A 20,412-nucleotide genomic window follows, 5' to 3' on the forward strand; every position below is an offset into this window, starting at 1 on the left:
CCAGTGACCACGGCTCCCCGGGACCTGCCCGATGCCGCCCCGTCGCCGCAGGACATCGACAACCTGCTCGCCGGATCCCACCACGACCCGCACTCGGTGCTCGGCGTGCACTCGGACGGCGGGCGCATTTACGCGCGCTTCCTGCGCCCTGGCGCGAAATCCGTCACGGTGCTGGCCGGGGAGACCCGGTTCCCGCTGGAGCGGGTGGCCGACGCGCTGTTCGCGGCCGAGCTGGCCGAGCACCCCGGCGACTACCGGATCGAGGTGGACTACGACGGGCACACCGTGGTCACCGACGACCCGTACCGCTGGCTGCCCACCGTCGGCGAGCTGGACCAGCACCTGATCGGCGAGGGCCGGCACGAGCGGCTGTGGGACGTGCTCGGCGCGCACGTCCGCGCGTACGAGACCCCGAACGGCACCGTCGAGGGCGTGTCCTTCGCGGTGTGGGCGCCGACCGCGCGCGGGGTGCGGGTGATCGGCGACTTCAACGCCTGGGAGGGCCGCGGGCACCCGATGCGCTCGCTCGGCTCGTCGGGCGTCTGGGAGCTGTTCATCCCGGACGTCGCGGTCGGCAGCTGTTACAAGTTCCGGATCCTCGGCGCGGACGGGCACTGGCACGAGAAGGCCGACCCGATGGCGTTCGCCACCGAGGTCCCGCCCGCCACCGCGTCGAAGGTGACGCAGTCTTCGTACACCTGGGCCGACGAGGAGTGGGCCGCGCGCCGCGAGGCGACGAACTGGGCCGACGCGCCGATGAGCGTCTACGAGGTGCACCTCGGATCGTGGCGGCCGGGCCTGGACTACCGCGAGCTGGCCGACCAGCTGGCCGAGTACGTCGAGGAAACCGGCTTCACCCACGTGGAGTTCCTGCCGGTGGCCGAGCACCCGTTCGGCGGTTCTTGGGGCTACCAGGTCACTTCCTACTACGCGCCGACTTCGCGCTTCGGCGACCCGGACGATTTCCGCTACCTGGTCGACCACCTGCACCAGCGCGGCATCGGCGTGCTGGTGGACTGGGTGCCCGCGCACTTCCCGCGCGACATCTGGGCGCTGGCGCGGTTCGACGGCAGCCCGCTCTACGAGCACGAGGACCCGCGCCGCGGCGAGCAGCCGGACTGGGGCACGCTCGTGTTCAACTTCGGCCGCAACGAGGTCCGCAACTTCCTGGTGGCCAACGCGCTGTACTGGCTGGAGGAGTTCCACCTCGACGGCCTGCGCGTGGACGCCGTCGCCTCGATGCTCTACCTCGACTACTCGCGCAAGGAGGGGGAGTGGCTGCCGAACGAGTACGGCGGCCGCGAAAACCTCGACGCGGTGCGGTTCCTGCAGGAGCTGAACGCGACTGTCTACAAGCGACACCCGGGTGTGGTGATGGTGGCCGAGGAGTCCACCGCCTGGCCCGGCGTCACGCGCCCGACGCACCTGGGCGGCCTCGGCTTCGGCTTCAAGTGGAACATGGGCTGGATGCACGACACGCTGCGCTACCTCGGGCACGAGCCGGTGCACCGCGCGTTCCACCACAACGAGATGACCTTCTCGCTCGTGTACGCCTGGAGCGAGAACTTCGTGCTGCCCCTTTCTCACGACGAAGTGGTGCACGGCAAGGGATCGCTGTGGCAGCGGATGCCGGGCGACGACTGGAACAAGGCGGCCGGGCTGCGCTCGCTGCTGGCGTTCATGTGGGCGCACCCGGGCAAGCAGCTGCTGTTCATGGGCGGCGAGTTCGGCCAGCCGCGGGAATGGTCGGAGTCGGACTCGCTCGACTGGCACCTGCTGGAGCAGCCGCTGCACCGCGGCGTGCGCGACCTGATGCGCCACCTCAACGGCATCTACCGCGACACCCCGGCGTTGTTCAGCGGTGACGTGCGGCCCGAGGGCTTCCAGTGGATCGACGCGAACGACTCGGGCGGCAACGTGCTGAGCTTCCTGCGCATCGGCTCCGACGGCTCGCGCCTGGCCTGCGTCGCCAACTTCGCCGGCGTGCCGCATCACGACTACCGCGTCGGCCTGCCCGCCGCGGGCCGCTGGACCGAGCTGCTGAACACCGACGCGGAAGCCTACGGCGGCTCCGGCGTCGGCAATCTCGGCTCGGTGGAGGCGACCGCGGAGCCGTGGCACGGCCAGCCCGCGTCGGCCGTGCTGCAACTCCCGCCGAGCGGCGTGCTGTGGCTGACCGAGGAGGTCACCCCGGCGCTGGGCTGAGCGGACCGCCGCAGGGCGGGACGGCCGGGTCTGCCCGGACGCACCCCGGATCCGTCCTGCCCGCACCGGATGTCGGAAAATGTCTCACGTCTTGTCTTGCCTGTGAAGAACGGCGCGGGCATACTTTGTTGCCATCCACAACAAACCCGGGGTGGCGCCGCCAGGCCGCTCCTCGAGGGACGAGGATGACGATGAAGTCTCTGAAAACGTCCGCACGGTGGCGGTTGCTGGCGATTCCGGCAGCCTTGTCGGTCGCGGCGGCGGTCACGCTCGCGGCGGCCCCGGCCGGAAGCGCGGCCCCGACGCCGTCGCCGGCGAAAGACGCGAAAGTCCTGGACTCGTTCACCGACGACTTCGACGGCCCGGCGGGCAGCCCGGCCGACGGCTCGAAGTGGAACTACGAGACCGGTGACAACGGCGGCAACAACCACGAACGCCAGTGGTACACCGCGGGCGCGGCCAACGCGGCGCTCGACGGCCAGGGCCACCTGGTGATCACCGCCAAGAAGGAGAACTCCGGCAACAACTGCTGGTACGGCGCGTGCGAGTACACCTCGGCGCGGCTGAACACCTCCGGCAAGTTCTCCACCAGTGGCGGGCACATCGAGGTGCGGATGAAGCTGCCGCGCGGGCAGGGCATGTGGCCGGCGTTCTGGATGCTCGGCGGCAGCAACTGGCCGACCGACGGCGAAATCGACGTGATGGAGAACATCGGCAAGGAGCCGACCACCGTGCACGGCACGATCCACGGCCCGGGCTACTCCGGCGCCAACGGCATCGGCGCCGCGTACAACGGCCCCAACTTCTCCGACGACTTCCACACCTACGCGGTGGACTGGAACGGCGAGAGCATCACCTGGTCGGTGGACGGCAACGCCTACGAGACCCGCACCCCGGCGGACCTCAACGGCAACCAGTGGGTCTACAACCACCCGTTCTTCCTGATCCTGAACCTCGCCGTGGGCGGCGACTGGCCGGGCGACCCGGACGGCAGCACCCAGTTCCCGCAGCAGCTGGTCGTGGACTACGTGCACGTGAGCTGAGAAGTCCTTGGCGGGCAAGGGATCGGCCGTGCACGGCGCGGGCCGGGCCCACCTCCGGTGACCGCCACCCCACCGGACGCCGCCGGTGGCGCTGCTCGCTCCACGGCGGCGGGCGGGGATCCCGTTGGCGCGGGTCCCCGCGGCTCGCCCGGCCTGGCTCACCCCAGGCCGGGCGAGGCCCCGGAGCACTGCCGGATCGCCGTCGCGTGGGCAGCCCGGACGGGGTCTGGGACGATCCGACGCCGTGCATCGAATGGACCGTCCGCGACTCGGTCAACCACTTGGTCGGCGAGCACCTTCGGGCACCGCACATCCTCGCCGGCGAACCCCGCACAGGTCGGCGACCGCTACGACGGCGATCTGCTCGGCAACGGCCCGGGAGCACGCGGCACAGCGGTCCCGGAAGGCCTGGCTCGGCACCGACCTGCCGGGCACCTACCGGTTCTCGTTCGGCGAGGCGCTGACCGGCCGCGCCGTCTAGCGCCGCAGCCACCGCCGGTCAGAGCCAGCCGCGCTCGCGGGCGTTCATCCCGGCCTGGAAGCGCGTGGTGGCGTTCAGTTCGGTCATCAGCGCCCGGACGCGGCGTTGCGTGGTGCGCGGGCTCCAGCCCAGCGCGCGGCCGATGCCGGCGTCGGTCTGGCCGGCCGCGAGCAACGCCAGGAGCTCCTTCGTCTCCGGGTCGCGGCCGGTGGCTGCGGGGCTGAGTGCCTCGTTCAGCGGCACCGCGCGGTCCCATTCCGCCTCGAACAGCGTCACCAGCGCGTCGAGCAACGCGGAGGCGTGGATGATGTACGCCGCGTCCACCACGTGCGGGGAGGAGCTGATCGGGATCACGGCCGTCTGCTCGTCGGCCAGCACCATCTTGATCGGCAGGTGCGGGCGCACCCGCGAGCGCTCGCCGTGGGTGCCGCTGACCAGGATGTCGCCGTGCAGACGGCCGGGCAGGGCGATCGCCTCGCGGTCGTAGATCACGCGGTAGACCACTCCGTCGGTCAGCCGGCGGTGCTCGTGGCCGAGGTTCGCGCCGGGCGGGCTGACGTACGGCGGGCGGTCGAAGCCGCGGATCTGCGTGCGGGCGCCGTCCTGGAGCCGGCGGACGCGGCTGTCGATGTTCTCGGCGCCGGTGACCACCTCGACCAGCTCGGCCGGGTGCGTGAACCGGCTGGCCTCGCGGTGCACCTCCATCAGGTCCTCGATCGCGGCGCGCGCACCGCGCAGTTCGGCGGCCCGCTCGGCCGCGAGCCCGCCCAGCGCGATGTCCGGCGGCGCCGCGAGGTAGCGCGCGGGCCGTCCGGGCACCCGGCTCGCCAGGCCGCCGGTGGCCAGCCGCGACAGCGCCCGCGCCACCTGCTGGGCGGAAAGTCCGCATTGTTCCGCCAGGTCCGCCGCGCGCGTGCGCGGATGGCCCAGCAGGGCGGTGTACACCCGAGCGTCCGCGGCGGGGATGCCGAGCGCGTCCAGGTCCCGCAACTGCTGGCGAGAACCCGCCACCTGGCGACTATTGGTCATGGTGGCTATCTTGCGCCAGCCGCGCGCGGACTGGGAAATTGATCCGATCACTGGGCGGACGCTGGTGTCCGGCCCGGCCCCCGAATCTCCCGAGTCCCCGAACCCGAGAAAGGGAGCGTCGTGCAGACGAACCCGCTTCGCGGCTTGCTCGCCGTCGTCACCGCGGCGGTCACCATCGCCGCGGTCACCGCCGCGCCGGCGACCGCCGCCCCGCCGCCGGAACCGCAGGCCCCGCCGTCCAGACACATCGCGATGCCGGACGGCGGCGCGATCACCCTCGACGCCGACGGCACCGCGACCCGCGCCGACGCCCGCGGCAAGCAGCTCGCCAAGACCGTTCTCGCGCTGCCGCAAGGCACTTCGGCCCTCGGCGGCTTCCAGCTGTCCGACGACGCCGTGCGCGCCACCTTCGCCCAGACCACCGCCCCCGCCCAGCCCGGCGACTTGCTGGTGCAGCTCGCCGACACCACCGCCGTCACCGGCGTCCCCCTGTCCGCCGGCCGCCGCGCCGCGAAGACGTCCGATGACGGGGTGAACGCGGCGTTCGGCAAGATCGGCGCCACCTCCGTCGAGCCGGTGTTCCCCGACGCCACCGACGTGCCCGCGCTCGCGAAGACCGTGCTCGTCCACCTCGGCGGCCAGGACCCGGCGGCCGCGGCGAAGACGCTCGCGGCCACTCCCGGCGTCGTCAGCGCCAAGCCGAACCGGCGCGTCTCCGCTATGTCCACCGGCCCGGTGCCCGTGCCGCAACCCGTGGTGAACACCGCGAAAGCCGCGAAACTGCCGCAGGCGCACCAGAATCCACCCGCGCCGGTGCCCTCGAACTACGGCGTGACCTCCTCGGCGCAGAGCTACCTCAACGCCGGCGGCACCAACGCGCTCGGCGCGTACAGCCTGTTGCCGGGCAAGCTGCCCGGTGCCGGCGAGATCATCACCAACGTCTCCATCGGCGACCTCACCGACCAGTCCATGGCCGACGCGGGCGACGGCTACGTCAGCACGTACGGCCCGACCACCGTGGTCCAGAACGGGCAGCGCTACCTCGACCTGCCGTCGATGCCGCTGATCCCGACCTACACCGCGAGCCCGTCCGGCCGGCTCGACCCGCTCGGCTCGGCCGAGCAGCAGGACCCCGCGCTCGGCGAGGTGCTGCTCGACTTCGGCGTGATGGCCCCGCTGCCGCACGACAAGCAGCGCCCCGGCGCCACCGGCTCCGGCCTGACCGACCTGCTCGGCATCGCCCCCGGCGCGCAGTACCGGCTGGTCGTCCCGCAGCAGCCGACGACCGACCAGATCGCCGTCGCGCTGATGGCCGCCGCGCGCCAGACCCCGCGCCCGGACGTGATCACCGCGAGCCTCGGCTTCGGCACCGACACCGCGGGCTTCCCCGGCCGCTACCTCGAAGACGACCCGGTGACCCAAGCCGTGATCGCGACGATCGTGCGGCAGTACCACATCGTCGTCACCGTCTCCTCCAACGACGGCACCCGGCTCTACACCCCGGCCGCGGTCGGCCCGGACGGCGGCAGCACGCCCACCGACGTCACCCGCGACGCCCGCGCCACCACCGACATCAACGACGACGCGACCTCCACCACGCCCAGCCAGGTCACCGACAGCGGCGCCATCGCCGTCGGCGGCACCACGCTGGACGACACGCTCGCGGTGCCGCAGCGGGCCGGCGGCGCGGCCGCGCACAACCCGACCTTCGCCACCACGCGCACCGACGGCGGCGGCAACTTCTCCTCCGGCTTCGGCACGCGCGTCGACGTTTCCGCGCCCAGCGACGGAATCCTCGTCTACGAGCACACCCCGCGCGGCTCGGCCCACGACGTGACGCCGGTGCTCAACGGCGGCACCTCGGCGTCCGCGCCGATGACCGCGGCCGCGGCGGCCGTGGTGCTGCAGGCGGCCAAGAGCACCGGACGGCCGATGGACCCGGCCGCCGTCCGCTCGGTGCTGGAGCGCACGGCGCGGCCGGTGGCGAGCCCGCCGCAGGCCGACCGGCCGGTGACGGTCGGGCCGCAGATCGACGTCACCGCCGCGGTGCAGTCCGTGCTCGGCGCCTGGCGAGCCCCGGCGATCTCGCGGGTTTCGGTCGCGCACCGGGTCACCACCGGCGGCCTGGGCGGCCAGTTCCTCGAGAACGCCGACGGCGGCCGGATCGACCTGGCCACCGGCGGCACCGGTGAAGGCCTGCTCGGCCCGGTCACGGTCGGCGCCGATGTGGTGGGCGCGCCCCCGAACGCCTCGTACGCGCTGAAGGTCGGCGGGCACGAGTTCACCGCGAACGTCCCCGCCGTGCGGCTCACGCCGGCCGAGATCCTCACCGCCGCGGGCCTGCCCGTGGTGTCCACAGAGGACCGTTCCGTGCCGGTCACGTTCGAGGTCCGCCTCGGGCCGTGGGTGGTCACCTCCGCGAAGCAGACGCTGGTCTTCGGCCCCACCGACGGCGCGTACGCCGAGGCCCAGGCCCCGGTGGCACCGGCGACCGTGGCGCCAGGGCAGCCGGTGAAGGTGCACTACGACCTCACCGGCGTGCGCAACCTGTCCAACCCGCAGCTGGTCGTCTCCACGCTCGGGCACTGGAACCCGGTGAGCGCGCCGCTGTTCGGCACCGGCTTCGTCGCGCCGCTCACCGCGACCGCGGGTGACGTGCTGGTCCCGGCCACCGCGTTCGCGAGCGGCGCCGGGGTTTACGGCATCGGCATCGTGCAGCGCTCGGTGACCGGCTCCGCGGGCAGCCCGACGTACGGCGAGTTCACCGCGGTCCGCGTCGGCGGCACCGGCGAGCGGCGGCCGGACGCGCCGACGCTCGCCGCCGGCGGCAGCGCGATGGCCCACAGCGTGGAGATCACCCGTGCCGCGCCGGGCTTCTCGCTGGGCTACGACGTGCGCGGCATCCCGGGCGCGACGGGTGCCGCCGTCGAGTTCTCGGCACCCGCGCCCACGCTGTTCAACGCGCTCAACACCGTCACGAACGCCAACGGCGACCGCCGGGACCAGGGCGGTCAGAGCGCGGGATCGGTTGCCTACCAACAGCTTCCATCACGCAACGGGGTCGCGGGCCTCGACGCGGTGAAGCTCGGCCTCGGCGGCTCGCTGTCGTACAACGTCCGAGTGTTCGCCACCGACCGCAACGGCCGGGTCCTCGGCCAGGCGTCCCCGACGTCGTTCCTCACGCTCGACGACGGCTACGCGCCCGGCGACACCGTGGTGACGAGTTTCGCCGCGGCGCCGCAGGGCACGTCGTACGCCGCCTTGCGTGAGCCCGGCGCGGGGGAGTCCGTGCGGGAGTACAACGCGGCCGCCGGCACGTACGGCCGGGTCGTCACCAGTGACCCGTCACCGGACAGCGGGTACCAAGTGCTCGGCGCGGACGCGGATCGCTTGGCGCTGCTGCACTTCACCGCCACCGGCGCGGCACTGGAAACGTACGACACGGCCACGGCGAAGGCGGTCGGCACCGCGGCCACCGACGGCTACACCGTGCAGGGCGGCCGGGTCGATCCCGCTCGTCACCGCGCGGCGATCCTGGCCAAGCGCACGTCGGACAACGCCGATGTCGTGCTGCCGCTGAACCTCGGCGACGGCAAGCTCGGCACCCCGCTGCCCGCCGACCCGCCGGGCGCGCCCGCGGGCGGGTTCAAGATGATCGAGCTGGACCAGGCGACCGGGCTGGTGTACCTGTCGCGGGCCAGCACCGGCCTGATCTGCTTCGGCGGCGGGGCGATGGCAGTGGCCGGCGTGGACCTGGACTCCGGTGCGGTCCGGCCGTCCGACGCGGGCAGCATCTGCGCCGGCGGGCTGGCCGTCGACGAGGGCGCGAACAAGCTGTACCAGCTGACCTACCGCTCGGTCAGCCTCAACATCGTCGGCACCACCTCGCTGAACGCGGTCACGGGTGACACGCTCGCCGCCGCGGGCACGATCCCGGTCCGCCAGCAGCAGGGCGGGTTCCTGGCCGTCGACTCCGGGCACCACCTCGGGCTGGTGGCGTTCCGCACGCCCCCGGTGCTCACGCCGTTCGGCCATCCGGGCGGGGTGAACACGGACAACAACGCGACCAGCCAGTTCGCGGTGATGGACCTGGTCACCGGCAAGCAGGTGTCGACGGCTTCGGGGCTGAACTTCGTGTCCAGCCCGTTCGGCGGCGAGTACGACTCGCTGACCGAGCGCTCGGCGCAGTTCGACCCCGCCACCCGGACCGGCTGGGTGCCCTCGTCGGACGGGCGGCAGCTCCAGCAGTTCCGGTACTGAGCCTGTGACGACGGTGGCCCCGCTCCGGCTCGGAGCGGGGCCACCGTCGTCTGGTGTTCAGGGTTTCCCGTGGCCGAGGTCGAGCAGTTCTTCGAAGAACCCGCCGAACTGCCGTTCCCGGTCGACGAGGTGGACTTCGAGGATCCAGTGCGACTGCTGCCCGTTGCGGTCGGGACGGCGCATCGGCCGGTCGCTGCCCGGCGCGATGTAGGACTCGATCTTCGCCCCGTCGATCGTCTCGTGCGGGAACTGGCCCACCAGGTGCCCGGAGTGCGCGCCGCCGAACGTCCAGCCCGCCTCCTCGGCCAGCTTCGTCACGTGCGCGTACAGCTCGGCGCCGGTGACGTCCGGATGCGTCTCGAAGTACTCGCGGCCCGCGTCGAACACCACCGGCAGGCTGTCGCGCAGGCGGTGCTTCACCGGGTCTTCGCCGAGCACGAACGTCCGGCCGAAGTCGGCTTCGAACTCCTCGAAGATCGGGCCGAAGTCGACGAACACGATGTCGTCCTCGCCGATCACGCGGTCCGGCGGGTTCTCGCGGTACGGCTTGAGCGTGTTGACCCCCGCGCGCACGATGCGCTTGTGCCAGTAGCGCTCCACGCCGAACAGCTCCCCGGCGAGGTCGCGGACGGCGTTGCTCGCCTCGGTCTCGCGCACGCCCGGCGCGAGGATGCCCCGCGCCTGCACCTGCGCGAACAGCTCGACGGCCTTGGCCTGCGCGTCCAGCAGCCGCGCGGCGCGGACCGCCTCGTCCTCGATCAGCTCGCTCATGCTCCCGACGGTAGCAAGGCCGCCCGGTCTGTCCTTTTGCGACAGTGGAAAACCGCCCGATTTGGCGGTTATGCCCGAGAGTGACCGGTGGCGCGGGCGAAGTCCACAGGTTCCGCACGGAGCACGGCAAGGAAAATCTCAGGTACAGGGTGTGTCCTTGTCCCTGGCGGTAGCCGGACATGACGATGCTGGAGCGGGACATGAGCGAGCAGGAGCCGGGCACGACCGGCGGGCAGTGGGGACCGCAGGAGTACCGGGACCAGGCCGGGCAGGCCGGCCGTCCCGGTCAGGAATGGTCGGCCCAGGGCGCGGGCGAAGCAGCGGGCGGCCAGGTGTCGGGGCTCGGTGGTCTTGGCGCGAGCGGTCAAGGGCTGGGCGGTCAGGGCGGCTCGTCTCCGGGGCACGAGGGCTCGCCGCAGGGGCTGGGCGGCTCGCCGCAGGGCCACGAGGGCTACCCGGGTTCCGCGCAGCAGGCCGGATACCCGTACCAGCCCGGTGCCGAATATTCCGCCGGGTACGCGGGCCAGGCGGGTTACCCGGGCGGCCCGCAGACCGGCTACCAGTACCCGGGCGGGCAATACCCGGCGTATGGGGCGTACCCGGGCACTCAGCAGTTCCCGCAGACGCCGTACCACCGGCCGCAGAAGGCGAACCGGCCGTTGCGCAGCGCGGCGATCGCCGTGGGGTCGATCGGGCTGGCCGTGGTGCTCGGGCTGGGGGTCGGGCACTTCGTCTGGACTCCGGGCGGGTCCTCGGCGTCCGGCAACCAGAACTTCGGCTCGCAGAGCGCGCCGGGCGGGACGTCGAGCACGTCGATCAACCCGTCCGCGATCGCGGGCAAGGTGAACCCGGGCCTGGTCGACATCAACACCGAGCTGGGCTACCAGGGCGCCGCCGCCGCGGGGACCGGCATCGTGCTGACCGCGGACGGCGAGATCCTCACCAACAACCACGTCGTCGAGGGCGCCACCAGCATCAAGGTGACCGACATCGGCAACGGCAAGACCTACACCGCCGCCGTGCTCGGCTACGACCGCAGCCACGACATCGCCGTGATCAAACTGGCCAACGCCTCCGGCCTGACCACCGAATCCCTGGGCGACTCGAACTCGGTCCAGGTCGGCGACGCGGTGGTCGGCATCGGCAACGCCGGGGGCACCGGCGGGACCCCGAGCGCGGCCGCGGGCAAGGTGACGGCGCTGAACCAGTCCATCACTGCCTCCGACGAGTCCAGCAGCTCGTCCGAACAGCTCACCGGCCTGATCCAGGTGGACGCCGACATCCAGTCCGGCGACTCCGGCGGCGCGCTGGTGAACGCCAACGGCCAGGTGATCGGCGTCGACACCGCCGCCTCGGCGGGCTACCAGTTCAACGGCGGCCAGGGCCGCGGCGGCCTCGGCCAGGGCCAGGGCGGCTTGGGCCAGGGACAAGGCGGTCTCGGCCAGGGGCAGGGTGGTCTCGGTCAGGGCCAGGGTGGTCTCGGCCAAGGTCAGGGCGGCTTGGGCCAGGGCCAGGGTGGCCTCGGTCAGGGTCAGGGCGGCTTGGGTGACGGCCAGCAGGGCTCGGGCCAGGGTAACGGCCAGCAGAGCACCGGTCACCAGGGCTTCGCGATCCCGATCGCCCAGGCGATCACGCTCGCGCACCAGATCGTCGCGGGCACCGGCTCCAACACCGTCCACATCGGACAGAGCGCGTTCCTCGGCGTCTCGGTCAGCGACGCCGGCGCCCAGAGCGGCAACGGCCAGGGCAGCCTCGGCCAGGGCGGCACCGGCCAGAACACCGGCGGCCAGGGCGCCCAGGTCCAGGACGTGGTGGCGGGCGGCCCGGCGGCCACGGCCGGCCTCACCGCCGGCGACGTGATCACCGCCCTCGACGGCAAGGCCGTGGACTCCGCGACCACCCTCACCAACCTGATGGACACCCACCACCCGGGCGACAAGCTCACGGTGACGGTCATCGGCCAGACCGGCCAGCAACACGACGTGACGGTAACCCCGGCCAGCGGCCCCGTCGGCTGACCCACCCCAGCAGTACCACCGGCCCGGCCCGGGACCTCGGTCACCCGCCGACTCCCCGGGCCGGGCTTCTGTCCTGGGCTCGCCGGTTTTGTGGGTCGGTGGGTGTTGTCGGTGGGTGGTTCCCAGACTGGACGCCCCGGGCTGGGCTTCTGTCCCGGGCTCGCTGGGTTTGTGGGTCGGTGGCGGACGTTGTGTTCCGGACTCGCCGGTTTTGTGGGCCGGTGGGTGTTCCCGTTGGGTGGGTGCCCGAGGGTGCGCTTCTGTCCTCGCCAAGGCCGAGGGCCGGGTGGCCGGCCCGCCGATTCACCCGGTGTCCCCGCCGATGGCCTGCGGGAACACCGGGCGTCGCGACCTGGACGGCCCAGTGGCTCAGGACAGGTGGTGCACCTCCTGCAGCCCGTACACCGGCGTCGGGATCCCTTCGTAGCGGGCCTTCAGTTGCAGGGCCAGGTACAGCGAGTAATGCCGGGACTGGTGCAGGTTCCCGCCGTGGAACCACAGTCCCTCTTGCTGCGTGGGCTTCCACATGTTGCGCTGCTCGCCCTCCCACGGGCCGGGGTCCTTCGTCGTTGCGGAGCCCAGGCCCCAGCATTTGCCGACCTTGTCCGCGGTGTCCTGGCCGACGATGTCGGCGACCCAGCCGTTCATCGAGCCGTAGCCGGTCGCGTAGACGACGAGGTCGGCTTCCAGTTCGGTGCCGTCCGCGAGGATCACGGCGTCGCGGGTGAGGTGGTCGACCTGGCCGTGGGCGAGTTTGATGCTGCCGTCGGCCACGAGCTCCGCCGCGCCGACGTCGATGTAGTAGCCGGAGCCGCGACGCAGGTACTTCAGGAACAGGCCGGACCCGTCGTCGCCCCAGTCGTGGTCGAAGCCGGCTGCTTCGAGCCGCGCGTAGAAGTCCTCGTCGCGCTCGCGGATCCGGTCGTACACCGGGATCTGGAACGCGGGCATGATCCGGTACGGGATCGACGCGAAGATCAGGTCGGCCTTCTCGGTCGTGACGCCGGAGCGCACCGCGCGCTCGGAGTACAGGTCGCCGAGGCCCAGCTCCATCAGCGAATCCGACTTCACGATGTGCGTGGAGGACCGCTGCACCATGGTGACGTCGGCGCCGTGCTCCCACAGGGCGGCGCAGATGTCGTGGGCGGAGTTGTTCGAGCCGACCACCACGGCCTTCTTCCCGGCGTAGGCGTCCGGGCCCGGGTGCGCCGAGGAATGGTGCTGATCGCCCTCGAACACGTCCATGCCGGGGAACGACGGGAGGTTCGGCTTACCGGAAACGCCGGTCGCGAACACCAGGTGACGCGGGGCGAGCACCACTTCCGCACCGTCGCGGTCGACCACGACTCGCCACTGCCCAGCCTCCTGGTCGTACGAGGCGGAGGTGACCGTCGACCGCGTCCAGTACGGCACCTCCATCAGCCGGGTGTACATCTCGAGCCAGTCGCCGATCTTGTCCTTGGGCGCGAACACCGGCCAGTTGTCCGGGAACGGCAGGTAGGGCAGGTGGTCGTACCAGACCGGGTCGTGCAGGCAGAGGTTCTTGTACCGCTTGCGCCACGAGTCGCCGGGCCGGTCGTTGCGCTCGACGACCAGCGCGGGCACCCCGATCTGGCGCAGCCGCGCGCCGAGGGCGATACCGCCCTGACCGCCGCCGACGACCACCACGTACGGCTGCTCCCCGGCGCCCAGCCGCTCCTGCTCGTCGGCCCGTTTCTCGGCCCACGAGCGGCGGCCCCGGACCACGCCGTGCTCGACGCCCTTGGGCCGGCGGTCGCGCTCCGGCTCCTCGAACCCCTTGAGCTCACGCAGGCTCGTGAGCAACGTCCACGCCCCCTCGTCCTTCAGGCGCAGGTAGCCCTTTCCCCGTCCGGTGGCGGTTTCGAACTCGATCCAGGCCTCCGCCACGCCGCCGGCTTCGGTGACCGGCTCGGTCGTGCGGAACCCGCGGGGATCGGTGCTGTCCAGACAGGCGCGCAGCAGGCCGGCCACGCCTTCGCGGCCCTCCACGGTGTTGAGGGTCCAGGTGAAGGAAACCAGGTCGCGCCAATAGGAATCGACCGCGAACAACGCGGCCGCGGCCTCGGCGTCGCGGGCGGCCAGCGCCGCCTCGAACCGGGCCAGCCAGTCCTCCACCCGGGCCTGGGGCGATTCCGCTCGCGCGATCCGGTCGGCCGTCTGCGTCATGGCTGCTCCCTGACTCCGTTGACTCCATTGTCGTGGTGTAACCCCGATCACACGCCCTGGCGCGGCCGGGCGGCAAGGGTTGCAGCGAGTTGCACGCCGGCCGGCTCCTTGGTGCCGGGGCCGGGGGCGACCTATGCTGGATGGCCGACGCCGCGGGAGGTGGACTGTGGCCGTGCACAGCGCGGTTCCCCCAGGTCGCAGCCTGCCCGCCCATGCCCGCGACCTGGTGCGGATGCACGAGGCCGTGATCGGCGGCGGGCGGCCGCAGGTGCCGCCGCGCCCGCTCGTCTCCCGCTCGTGGTCCCGGGCGCTGAGCCTCGGCTTGGCCGCCGACAGCATGAACGAGCGCGACTCCGTGTCCGAAACCGAGGTGGTGCGCCGGCGCCACGCTTCGCCGCTGCGGCAGGTGATCGGCGACCTCCGGCAGGTGATCGGCGCGATGTCCGACGCCGGCCACATGCTCCTCGTCGTCACGGACGCCGACGGGGTGATCCTGTGGCGGGAAGGGTCTTCGGCCGTCCGGCGCCGCGCGGACACTCTGGGGTTCGCCGAGGGCGCCGAGTGGACCGAGGCCCGCGTGGGCACGAACGCGATCGGCACGGCGCTCGCCGAGGCCGCCCCGGTCGAGCTGCTGGCCGGTGAGCACTTCGAGCAGAACCAGCACCCCTGGTACTGCACGGCGTCGCCGATCCACGATCCGCGCACCGGCGAGCTGCTCGGCGTGATCGACGTCAGCGGCCCGGCGCTGACCCTGCACCCGGCGGTCGGCGCGCTGGTGGAGACCGGCCGGCGGCTGGCGGAGTCGCAGCTGTGGCATTCGCACCGGCAGCGCCTGGAACGGCTGCGGCGGGCGGGGGAGCCGGTGCTGGCCGCCGGCCCGGCCCTGCTGGTGGACTCCGACGGCTGGGTCGCGCACAGCGCGGGGGTCGCGGTGGGCGAGCGGATCGCCGTGCCGCGGCCCGGCCAGGTCCTCGCCGTGCCCGGCCTCGGCGCGTGCCTGCCCGAGCCGCTGGGCGACGGCTGGCTGGTCCGCCCGGCCGGGCTGGCCCGGCAGGTGGTGCTGGACCTCGACCTCGGCCGCGCCCCGGTGCTGAGCCTGCGGACCGGCGAGACCGGCTGGCGGCGCCCGGTCACCCGGCGGCACGCGGAAATCCTGGTCCTGCTGGGGAAAGCCGGCCACCAGGGGCTGTCCGCCGAGGCGCTGAGCCGGGCGCTGCACGGCGACGCGGACCACCTCGTCACGGTCCGGGCGGAGGTCTCCCGCCTGCGCCGGCTGCTGGGCGCGATCGTCGACAACCGGCCGTACCGGCTGGCCGAGGACGTCCGGCTGACCGTCCATCCAGGACAGTGAGCCCCGCGAGACCCAGGTCACCACCGACGCTGTCACATCCGGCCCGCCCGGTCCGTCAAGGAGTCGTAAGCACCGGACACCACTTGGGGAGCTCATCATGGATGCTCGTCTGAACCTCTTCGGCAACCCGGCCACGGCCAAGTTCGTGAAGCAGCTGGTCGCCGCGTCGCAGGCGGTCGTGGACTCGCCCCTGCCCGCCGCGACGCGGGCGCTGGTGGAGATCCGCGCCAGCCAGATCAACGGCTGCGGGCTCTGCCTCGACATGCACACGAAGGACGCGGCCCACGCCGGCGAGACCTCGACGCGCCTCAACCTCGTCGCGGCCTGGCGCGAGGCCACGGTGTTCACCGAGGCCGAGCGAGCCGCGCTGGAGCTGACCGAGCAGGGCACCCGGCTCGCCGACGCGGCCGGCGGCGTCTCGGACGAGGTGTGGGCGAACGCCGCCAAGCACTACGACGAGGAGCAGCTCGGCGCGCTGGTGTCGACCATCGCCCTGATCAACACCTTCAACCGGCTCAACGTCATCGTGCGCCAGCCCGCGGGGGAGTACCAGGTCGGCCAGTTCGGCTGAGCACTGCGGCACTCCGGGCGCTGGGGGTGCTCCGGACGCGCCAGGCCCGCACGCCGGGCCCGGCGCGTCCGGAGCCGCGGTGAATTCCGGCCGCTTCGCCGAATGGTCTGGACATTTCACACAGTGGTCCAGACAATAAGGGCTCCCCGCCGACACCGGAGGCCCGTCATGAGGCGTTCCCGACTGTCCGTTTTCCTCGCCGCACTGGCCGTGGCACTGGCCGGGGTGGTCGCCGCGCCCGGTGCCGCCGGGGCGGCGAGCCTGCCCAAGCACTCGCTGATCGGCTACCTGCACGCGAGCTTCGCGAACGGCTCGGGTTACGTGAAGCTCGCCGACGTGCCGGCGGCCTGGGACATCATCGACCTCGCGTTCGGCGAGCCGACCTCGCCGACGTCCGGCGAGATCCAGTTCAACCGGTGTCCCGCCTCGGAATGCGCGGGGGTGGAGAGCGACGCCGACTTCATCGCGGCCATCCGCGCGAAGCAGGCGCAGGGCAAGAAGGTGCTGATCTCCATCGGCGGCGCGAACGGCCAGGTGCAGCTGACCACCACGGCCGCGCGAGACGCGTTCGTCAGCTCCGTTTCGGCGATCATCGACAAGTACGGCCTCGACGGCCTGGACGTCGACTTCGAGGGCCACTCGCTCACCCTCGACGCCGGTGACACCGACTTCCAGCACCCGACCACGCCCGTCGTGGTCAACCTGATCTCCGCGCTGAAGTCGCTGAAGTCCCGCTACGGCAGCGATTTCGTGCTCACCATGGCGCCCGAGACGTTCCTCGTCCAGACGGGCTACCAGTTCTACGGCGGCGGCAGCAACGGCGGCGACACCCGCCGCGGCGCGTTCCTGCCGGTGATCGACGCGCTGCGCGACTCGCTGACCGTGCTGCACGTCCAGGACTACAACTCCGGCCCGATCATGGGGCTGGACAACCAGTACCACACCATGGGCGGCGCGGACTTCCCGATCGCCATGGGGGACATGCTCAAGGCGGGCTTTCCGGTGGGGGACACCGGGAAGACGTTCGCCGGCCTGCGTGACGACCAGATCGCGGTGGGCCTCCCGGCCGCGGTCAGCGCGGGCAACGGCTTCATTGCCCCGGCCGACGTCCAGACCGCGGTGACCTGCCTGGCGAAGAACTCCGGCTGCGGCGGCTACACCCTGCGCGGCGGCGCCCAGCCGGCCCTGCGCGGGCTGATGACGTGGTCGATCAACTGGGACCACTACTACGGCTGGGCGTTCCAGGACGCGCACCGGCCGTTCCTCGACGCCCTGCCGTGAGTGTGGTGCGGGCCAAGGGTTTCCCGGTGGCGAGAACCGCGCGGAAGGTGGCAGCCGGGTTCGTTCCGGTGCACGCGGCCCGCGGTTAGCGTCCCTGGCATGGATATTCTCGCGCCGGTGCTGATCGGCGTCTTCTACGCGGTGGTCATGTCCCTGATCCGCGAACCCTCGCGGCGCCGGTTCAACGCGATCATGGTCGCGGGGGCCGGCGCCGCCTATCTCAGCAGCGGGACCTTCGGGCCGTGGGAGTTCGTGTTCACCGCCGCGGTCACCTATTGCGCGTACCGCGGCCTGGGCTCGTGGACCTGGATCGGCGTCGCCTGGCTGCTACACGCCGGGTGGGACGTGCTGCACCACCTGCGCGGCGCGCCGATCATCCCGGCGTTCGCGCACTCGTCGTCCGGCTGCGCGATCTGCGATCCGGTGATCGCGCTCTGGTGCCTGCGCGGCGGACCTTCGCTGCCCGCGCTGATCGGCTCCTGGTTCTCGCGGCGCCGGGACCGCGGACTGAGAACCGCGTCTCACCGGTAGCCAACCGGAGTCGGGTCCGCTTATGCTCGAAGGTAAGCGGACCCGGCTCCGGTTGCCCGGGTCCCGTCGTGGGAGCGAGGCCCTCATGTCCGTCACCATTCCCTTCGGTGCCACGTCGACAGCCGCGGAGGTCGTCGCCGGTCTCGACCTCGCCGGGCGGCGCGCGGTGGTCACCGGCGGCGCGTCCGGCCTCGGCGCCGAGACCGCGCGGGCACTGGCGGGCGCGGGCGCGGAGGTCACCCTGGCCGTCCGCGACGTCGCCGCGGGGGAACGCTTCGCCGCCGGGATCGGTGCGCGCGTGGCCCGGCTGGATCTGGCCGACCGGGCGTCGGTCGCGCAGTTCGTGGCCGGCTGGAGCGGGCCGCTCGACATCCTGGTCGGCAACGCGGGCGTGATGGCGACACCGGAACTGCGCACGCCCGAAGGCTGGGAACTCCAGTTCGCCACCAACCACCTCGGCCACTTCGCCCTGGCCACCGGGCTGCACGGCGCGCTCGCGGCCGCCGGGGACGCGCGGGTGGTCTCGGTCAGCTCCGTCGGTCACGTGAACGCCGACGTCGACTTCGCCGACCTCCACTTCCGCGCGCGCCCGTACGACCGGTGGATCGCCTACGGCCAGTCGAAAACGGCCAACATCCTGTTCGCCGTCGAGGCCGCGAAGCGCTGGCGCGCCGAGGGAATCGCCGTCAACGCGCTGAACCCCGGCCGGATCACCGAAACCGCGCTCGGGCGGCACGTCGGCGCCATCGCCGCCGCGCCCGCGTCCTTCGACCCGGGAAGCTCGGACGTCTCGTGGAAGAACGCCGGGCAGGGCGCCGCCACGTCCGTGCTGCTCGCCGCTTCGCCGCTCGTCGAGGGCATCACGGGCCGCTATTTCGAGGACTGCCAGGTGGCGGCGGAGCACCGTCCCGGCGTACGGCGGGGTGTCGCCGGGTATGCCCTGTACCCCGGGCGCGCCGCCCGGCTGTGGGACGAGTCCCTGGCCATGATCAAAAGTGAGTAGCCTCGATTTCGCAGGCGGGGAAGCGAAAGTGAGGATCTCGATGGACCTGGGTCTCAAGGGCAAGCGCGCGCTGGTCACCGGCGCGTCGAAGGGCATCGGCGCCGCCGTCGCCGAGGTGCTGGCGGGGGAGGGCTGCCATCTGCACCTCGCGGCGCGCGGCGCGGACGCGCTGGCGGACCTCGCCGCGCGGCTGCGGGAGACCCACGGCGTCGAGGTGACGGTGCACGTCGTCGACCTGCGGGTGCCCGCGGACCTCGAACGGCTCGCCGAGGCCGCTGCGGACGCCGACATCCTGGTCAACAATGCCGGCGACATCCCGGGCGGCTCACTCGACCAGGTCGGCGCCGAGGCGTGGCGGCACGGCTGGGACCTCAAGGTCTACGGCTACGTCGACCTCACCCGGCTCGTCTACGCGCGGATGCGCGAGCGCGGCCACGGCGTGATCGTCAACGACATCGGCGCCGCGGGCGAGCGGCCCACCACCGGCTACATCGCGGGCAGCGCCGGGAACGCAGCCCTGATGGCGTTCACCAAGGCACTGGGCGGCAGCAGCCCGCGCGACAACATCCGCGTCGTCGGCGTCAACCCGGGCCCGGTCGCGACCGAGCGGATGACCACGATGGCCGCGGCCAACGGCGACCTGGCGGACCGGCTGGCCGGCCTGGGCTTCGGCCGGGCCGCCGAGCCGCGTGAGGTGGCCGACCTGATCGCGTTCCTGGCGTCCGACCGCGCCGCCTACCTCAGCGGCACAATCGTCACCATCGACGGCGGGATGTCCTCGGCCGGCTGACGAACTCGTGAGTGTTCCCGACGGCCAGAACCGGCTGTGCCGCCCACGAAGTCCTGCACTGCGGCAGCCGGTGAGCACCGTTGTAGCCACTCACGAGCCTTGTTCGCCGGGGCGGGTGAAGACGTGCCGCCAGTGCTCGGCGGCCCGGGCCAGGTCGGCGCCGACGTGGTCGAAGTAGCCGGCCATGCCGGCCAGGCGCCGGCCCGCCGGGGTGCCGCCGAGCAGTCCGGCGCCGTAGTGGCCCGTCGCGGCCCAGGCCTCGCAGACCTCCACCGCGCCCCGGCTCGCGCGGTACCAGACGTCGTCGTCGACGAAGTAGCGCTCCGGGCGGCCGCGGGCGCGGGTGAGCAGCTGCAGGCGCTCCAGATAGCCCACCGCCTTGGACACCGACGCCGGGCTCACCCCCAGGTGCCGGACCAGGTCCGCGGCGGGCAGCCCGGACTCGTCGCGGGTCAGCAGGGCGGCCAGCACCCGCGCGGGCATCCGCGGCAGTCCGGTGTGGACCATCATGGTGGCGAACTGCTCCTCGAACCCGGCCACGGCGGGCGGCCCGGCCGGGACCCGCCGGCCGCGCTCCCGCGTCGCCTCGTGCGCGCGCTCCGCGCGGTAGGCGTCCGGGCCGCCATTGCGGAGCACCTCCCGGCTGACGGTCGAGGTCGGCCGCCCGAGCCGGCGCGCGATCTCGGCGTAGGTGGACCCGGCGGCGAGTCCCGCGGCGACGGCCCGGCGGTCGTCCTCGGTCAGTCGGCTTCCCGGCATGGCCCGATGCTACTCCGTCATTGCAACGGCAAAACTCGCGTTGCACTCGCGACAGTCATTGCAACACAAGGGAATTCGCGTTTGACGAACCTTTCCGGCGGTCGTAGGTTTCGCAGAGGAGAAAGGGGCCCC

Annotated in this window: 14 protein-coding genes and 1 pseudogene; 11 read left to right on the forward strand and 4 right to left on the reverse strand. The window is 72.5% G+C overall.

Annotated elements, in window-relative coordinates:
* Positions 1–3 precede the first annotated feature (3 nt).
* The 3 genes and pseudogenes from glgB (at position 4) to BMY97_RS49445 (ending at position 3,712) form a co-directional block, all read left to right on the forward strand.
* Positions 4–2,205: a 1,4-alpha-glucan branching protein GlgB gene (glgB, locus tag BMY97_RS39065; protein ID WP_091627794.1), complete on the forward strand. Its 2,202-nt coding sequence runs from the start codon at positions 4–6 to the stop codon at positions 2,203–2,205.
* 191 nt (positions 2,206–2,396) lie between these two features.
* A pseudogene (locus tag BMY97_RS39070) lies at positions 2,397–3,245 on the forward strand (glycoside hydrolase family 16 protein); the annotation flags it as partial.
* A 209-nt stretch (positions 3,246–3,454) separates the two neighbouring features.
* Positions 3,455–3,712, forward strand: coding sequence for a maleylpyruvate isomerase N-terminal domain-containing protein (locus BMY97_RS49445; RefSeq protein WP_342744082.1), 258 nt, complete (start codon positions 3,455–3,457; stop codon positions 3,710–3,712).
* Between the two features lie 35 nt (positions 3,713–3,747).
* Here the strand turns inward: BMY97_RS49445 and BMY97_RS48860 are convergent, their stop codons facing one another.
* Positions 3,748–4,758, reverse strand: a complete 1,011-nt coding sequence (locus BMY97_RS48860; RefSeq protein WP_091627797.1) for a helix-turn-helix domain-containing protein — start codon at positions 4,756–4,758, stop codon at positions 3,748–3,750.
* Positions 4,759–4,878: 120 nt separating this feature from the next.
* On the opposite strand from BMY97_RS48860, the gene BMY97_RS39085 reads away from it, so the two are divergent.
* Positions 4,879–9,018, forward strand: coding sequence for a S8 family serine peptidase (locus BMY97_RS39085; RefSeq protein ID WP_091627798.1), 4,140 nt, complete (start codon positions 4,879–4,881; stop codon positions 9,016–9,018).
* 57 nt (positions 9,019–9,075) lie between these two features.
* Here BMY97_RS39085 and BMY97_RS39090 read toward each other — a convergent pair whose 3' ends face one another.
* Positions 9,076–9,789: a M24 family metallopeptidase gene (locus BMY97_RS39090; protein ID WP_177231750.1), complete on the reverse strand. Its 714-nt coding sequence runs from the start codon at positions 9,787–9,789 to the stop codon at positions 9,076–9,078.
* Positions 9,790–9,968: 179 nt separating this feature from the next.
* Between BMY97_RS39090 and BMY97_RS39095 the strand changes: the two genes are divergently transcribed.
* Positions 9,969–11,807 carry a S1C family serine protease gene (locus tag BMY97_RS39095; protein ID WP_245787728.1) on the forward strand — a complete coding sequence of 613 codons (1,839 nt, stop codon included), beginning with the start codon at positions 9,969–9,971 and terminating at the stop codon, positions 11,805–11,807.
* Positions 11,808–12,176: 369 nt separating this feature from the next.
* On the opposite strand, the gene BMY97_RS39100 is transcribed toward BMY97_RS39095, so the two are convergent.
* The gene (locus tag BMY97_RS39100) at positions 12,177–13,994 is read right to left on the reverse strand and encodes a flavin-containing monooxygenase (protein WP_091627800.1); all 1,818 of its coding nucleotides are present in this window, start codon (positions 13,992–13,994) and stop codon (positions 12,177–12,179) included.
* Between the two features lie 166 nt (positions 13,995–14,160).
* Here BMY97_RS39100 and BMY97_RS39105 point away from each other — a divergent pair, with 166 nt between their 5' ends.
* The 6 genes from BMY97_RS39105 (at position 14,161) to BMY97_RS39130 (ending at position 19,521) form a co-directional block, all read left to right on the forward strand.
* A complete protein-coding gene (locus BMY97_RS39105) occupies positions 14,161–15,345 on the forward strand; it encodes a helix-turn-helix domain-containing protein (RefSeq protein ID WP_091627802.1) in 1,185 nt (394 codons plus the stop codon).
* 97 nt (positions 15,346–15,442) lie between these two features.
* A complete protein-coding gene (locus tag BMY97_RS39110; RefSeq protein WP_091627804.1) occupies positions 15,443–15,916 on the forward strand; it encodes a carboxymuconolactone decarboxylase family protein in 474 nt (157 codons plus the stop codon).
* Between the two features lie 168 nt (positions 15,917–16,084).
* Positions 16,085–17,197: a chitinase gene (locus BMY97_RS39115; RefSeq protein WP_091627806.1), complete on the forward strand. Its 1,113-nt coding sequence runs from the start codon at positions 16,085–16,087 to the stop codon at positions 17,195–17,197.
* Positions 17,198–17,296: 99 nt separating this feature from the next.
* The gene (locus tag BMY97_RS39120) at positions 17,297–17,728 is read left to right on the forward strand and encodes a DUF6010 family protein (RefSeq protein ID WP_091627808.1); all 432 of its coding nucleotides are present in this window, start codon (positions 17,297–17,299) and stop codon (positions 17,726–17,728) included.
* Positions 17,729–17,813: 85 nt separating this feature from the next.
* On the forward strand, positions 17,814–18,731 hold the full coding sequence (locus tag BMY97_RS39125) for an SDR family NAD(P)-dependent oxidoreductase (RefSeq protein WP_091627810.1): 918 nt from the start codon (positions 17,814–17,816) through the stop codon (positions 18,729–18,731).
* A gap of 40 nt (positions 18,732–18,771) precedes the next feature.
* A complete protein-coding gene (locus BMY97_RS39130; protein ID WP_091627812.1) occupies positions 18,772–19,521 on the forward strand; it encodes a short-chain dehydrogenase/reductase in 750 nt (249 codons plus the stop codon).
* 90 nt (positions 19,522–19,611) lie between these two features.
* Here the strand turns inward: BMY97_RS39130 and BMY97_RS39135 are convergent, their stop codons facing one another.
* Positions 19,612–20,280 carry a GbsR/MarR family transcriptional regulator gene (locus BMY97_RS39135; RefSeq protein ID WP_091627814.1) on the reverse strand — a complete coding sequence of 223 codons (669 nt, stop codon included), beginning with the start codon at positions 20,278–20,280 and terminating at the stop codon, positions 19,612–19,614.
* Positions 20,281–20,412 lie beyond the last annotated feature (132 nt).

The sequence above is a fragment of the Amycolatopsis saalfeldensis genome (assembly GCF_900110575.1).
Lineage (GTDB): Bacteria > Actinomycetota > Actinomycetes > Mycobacteriales > Pseudonocardiaceae > Amycolatopsis > Amycolatopsis saalfeldensis.

Coding starts and splice junctions, on each gene's coding strand:
- BMY97_RS39130 (WP_091627812.1), top strand. CDS start 18,772: ATGGACCTGGGTCTCAAGGGCAAGCGCGCGCTGGTCACCGGCGCGTCG.
- BMY97_RS39135 (WP_091627814.1), bottom strand. CDS start 20,280: ATGCCGGGAAGCCGACTGACCGAGGACGACCGCCGGGCCGTCGCCGCG.
- BMY97_RS39115 (WP_091627806.1), top strand. CDS start 16,085: ATGAGGCGTTCCCGACTGTCCGTTTTCCTCGCCGCACTGGCCGTGGCA.
- BMY97_RS48860 (WP_091627797.1), bottom strand. CDS start 4,758: ATGACCAATAGTCGCCAGGTGGCGGGTTCTCGCCAGCAGTTGCGGGAC.
- BMY97_RS39125 (WP_091627810.1), top strand. CDS start 17,814: ATGTCCGTCACCATTCCCTTCGGTGCCACGTCGACAGCCGCGGAGGTC.
- BMY97_RS39095 (WP_245787728.1), top strand. CDS start 9,969: ATGACGATGCTGGAGCGGGACATGAGCGAGCAGGAGCCGGGCACGACC.
- BMY97_RS39100 (WP_091627800.1), bottom strand. CDS start 13,994: ATGACGCAGACGGCCGACCGGATCGCGCGAGCGGAATCGCCCCAGGCC.
- BMY97_RS39120 (WP_091627808.1), top strand. CDS start 17,297: ATGGATATTCTCGCGCCGGTGCTGATCGGCGTCTTCTACGCGGTGGTC.
- BMY97_RS39110 (WP_091627804.1), top strand. CDS start 15,443: ATGGATGCTCGTCTGAACCTCTTCGGCAACCCGGCCACGGCCAAGTTC.
- BMY97_RS39090 (WP_177231750.1), bottom strand. CDS start 9,789: ATGAGCGAGCTGATCGAGGACGAGGCGGTCCGCGCCGCGCGGCTGCTG.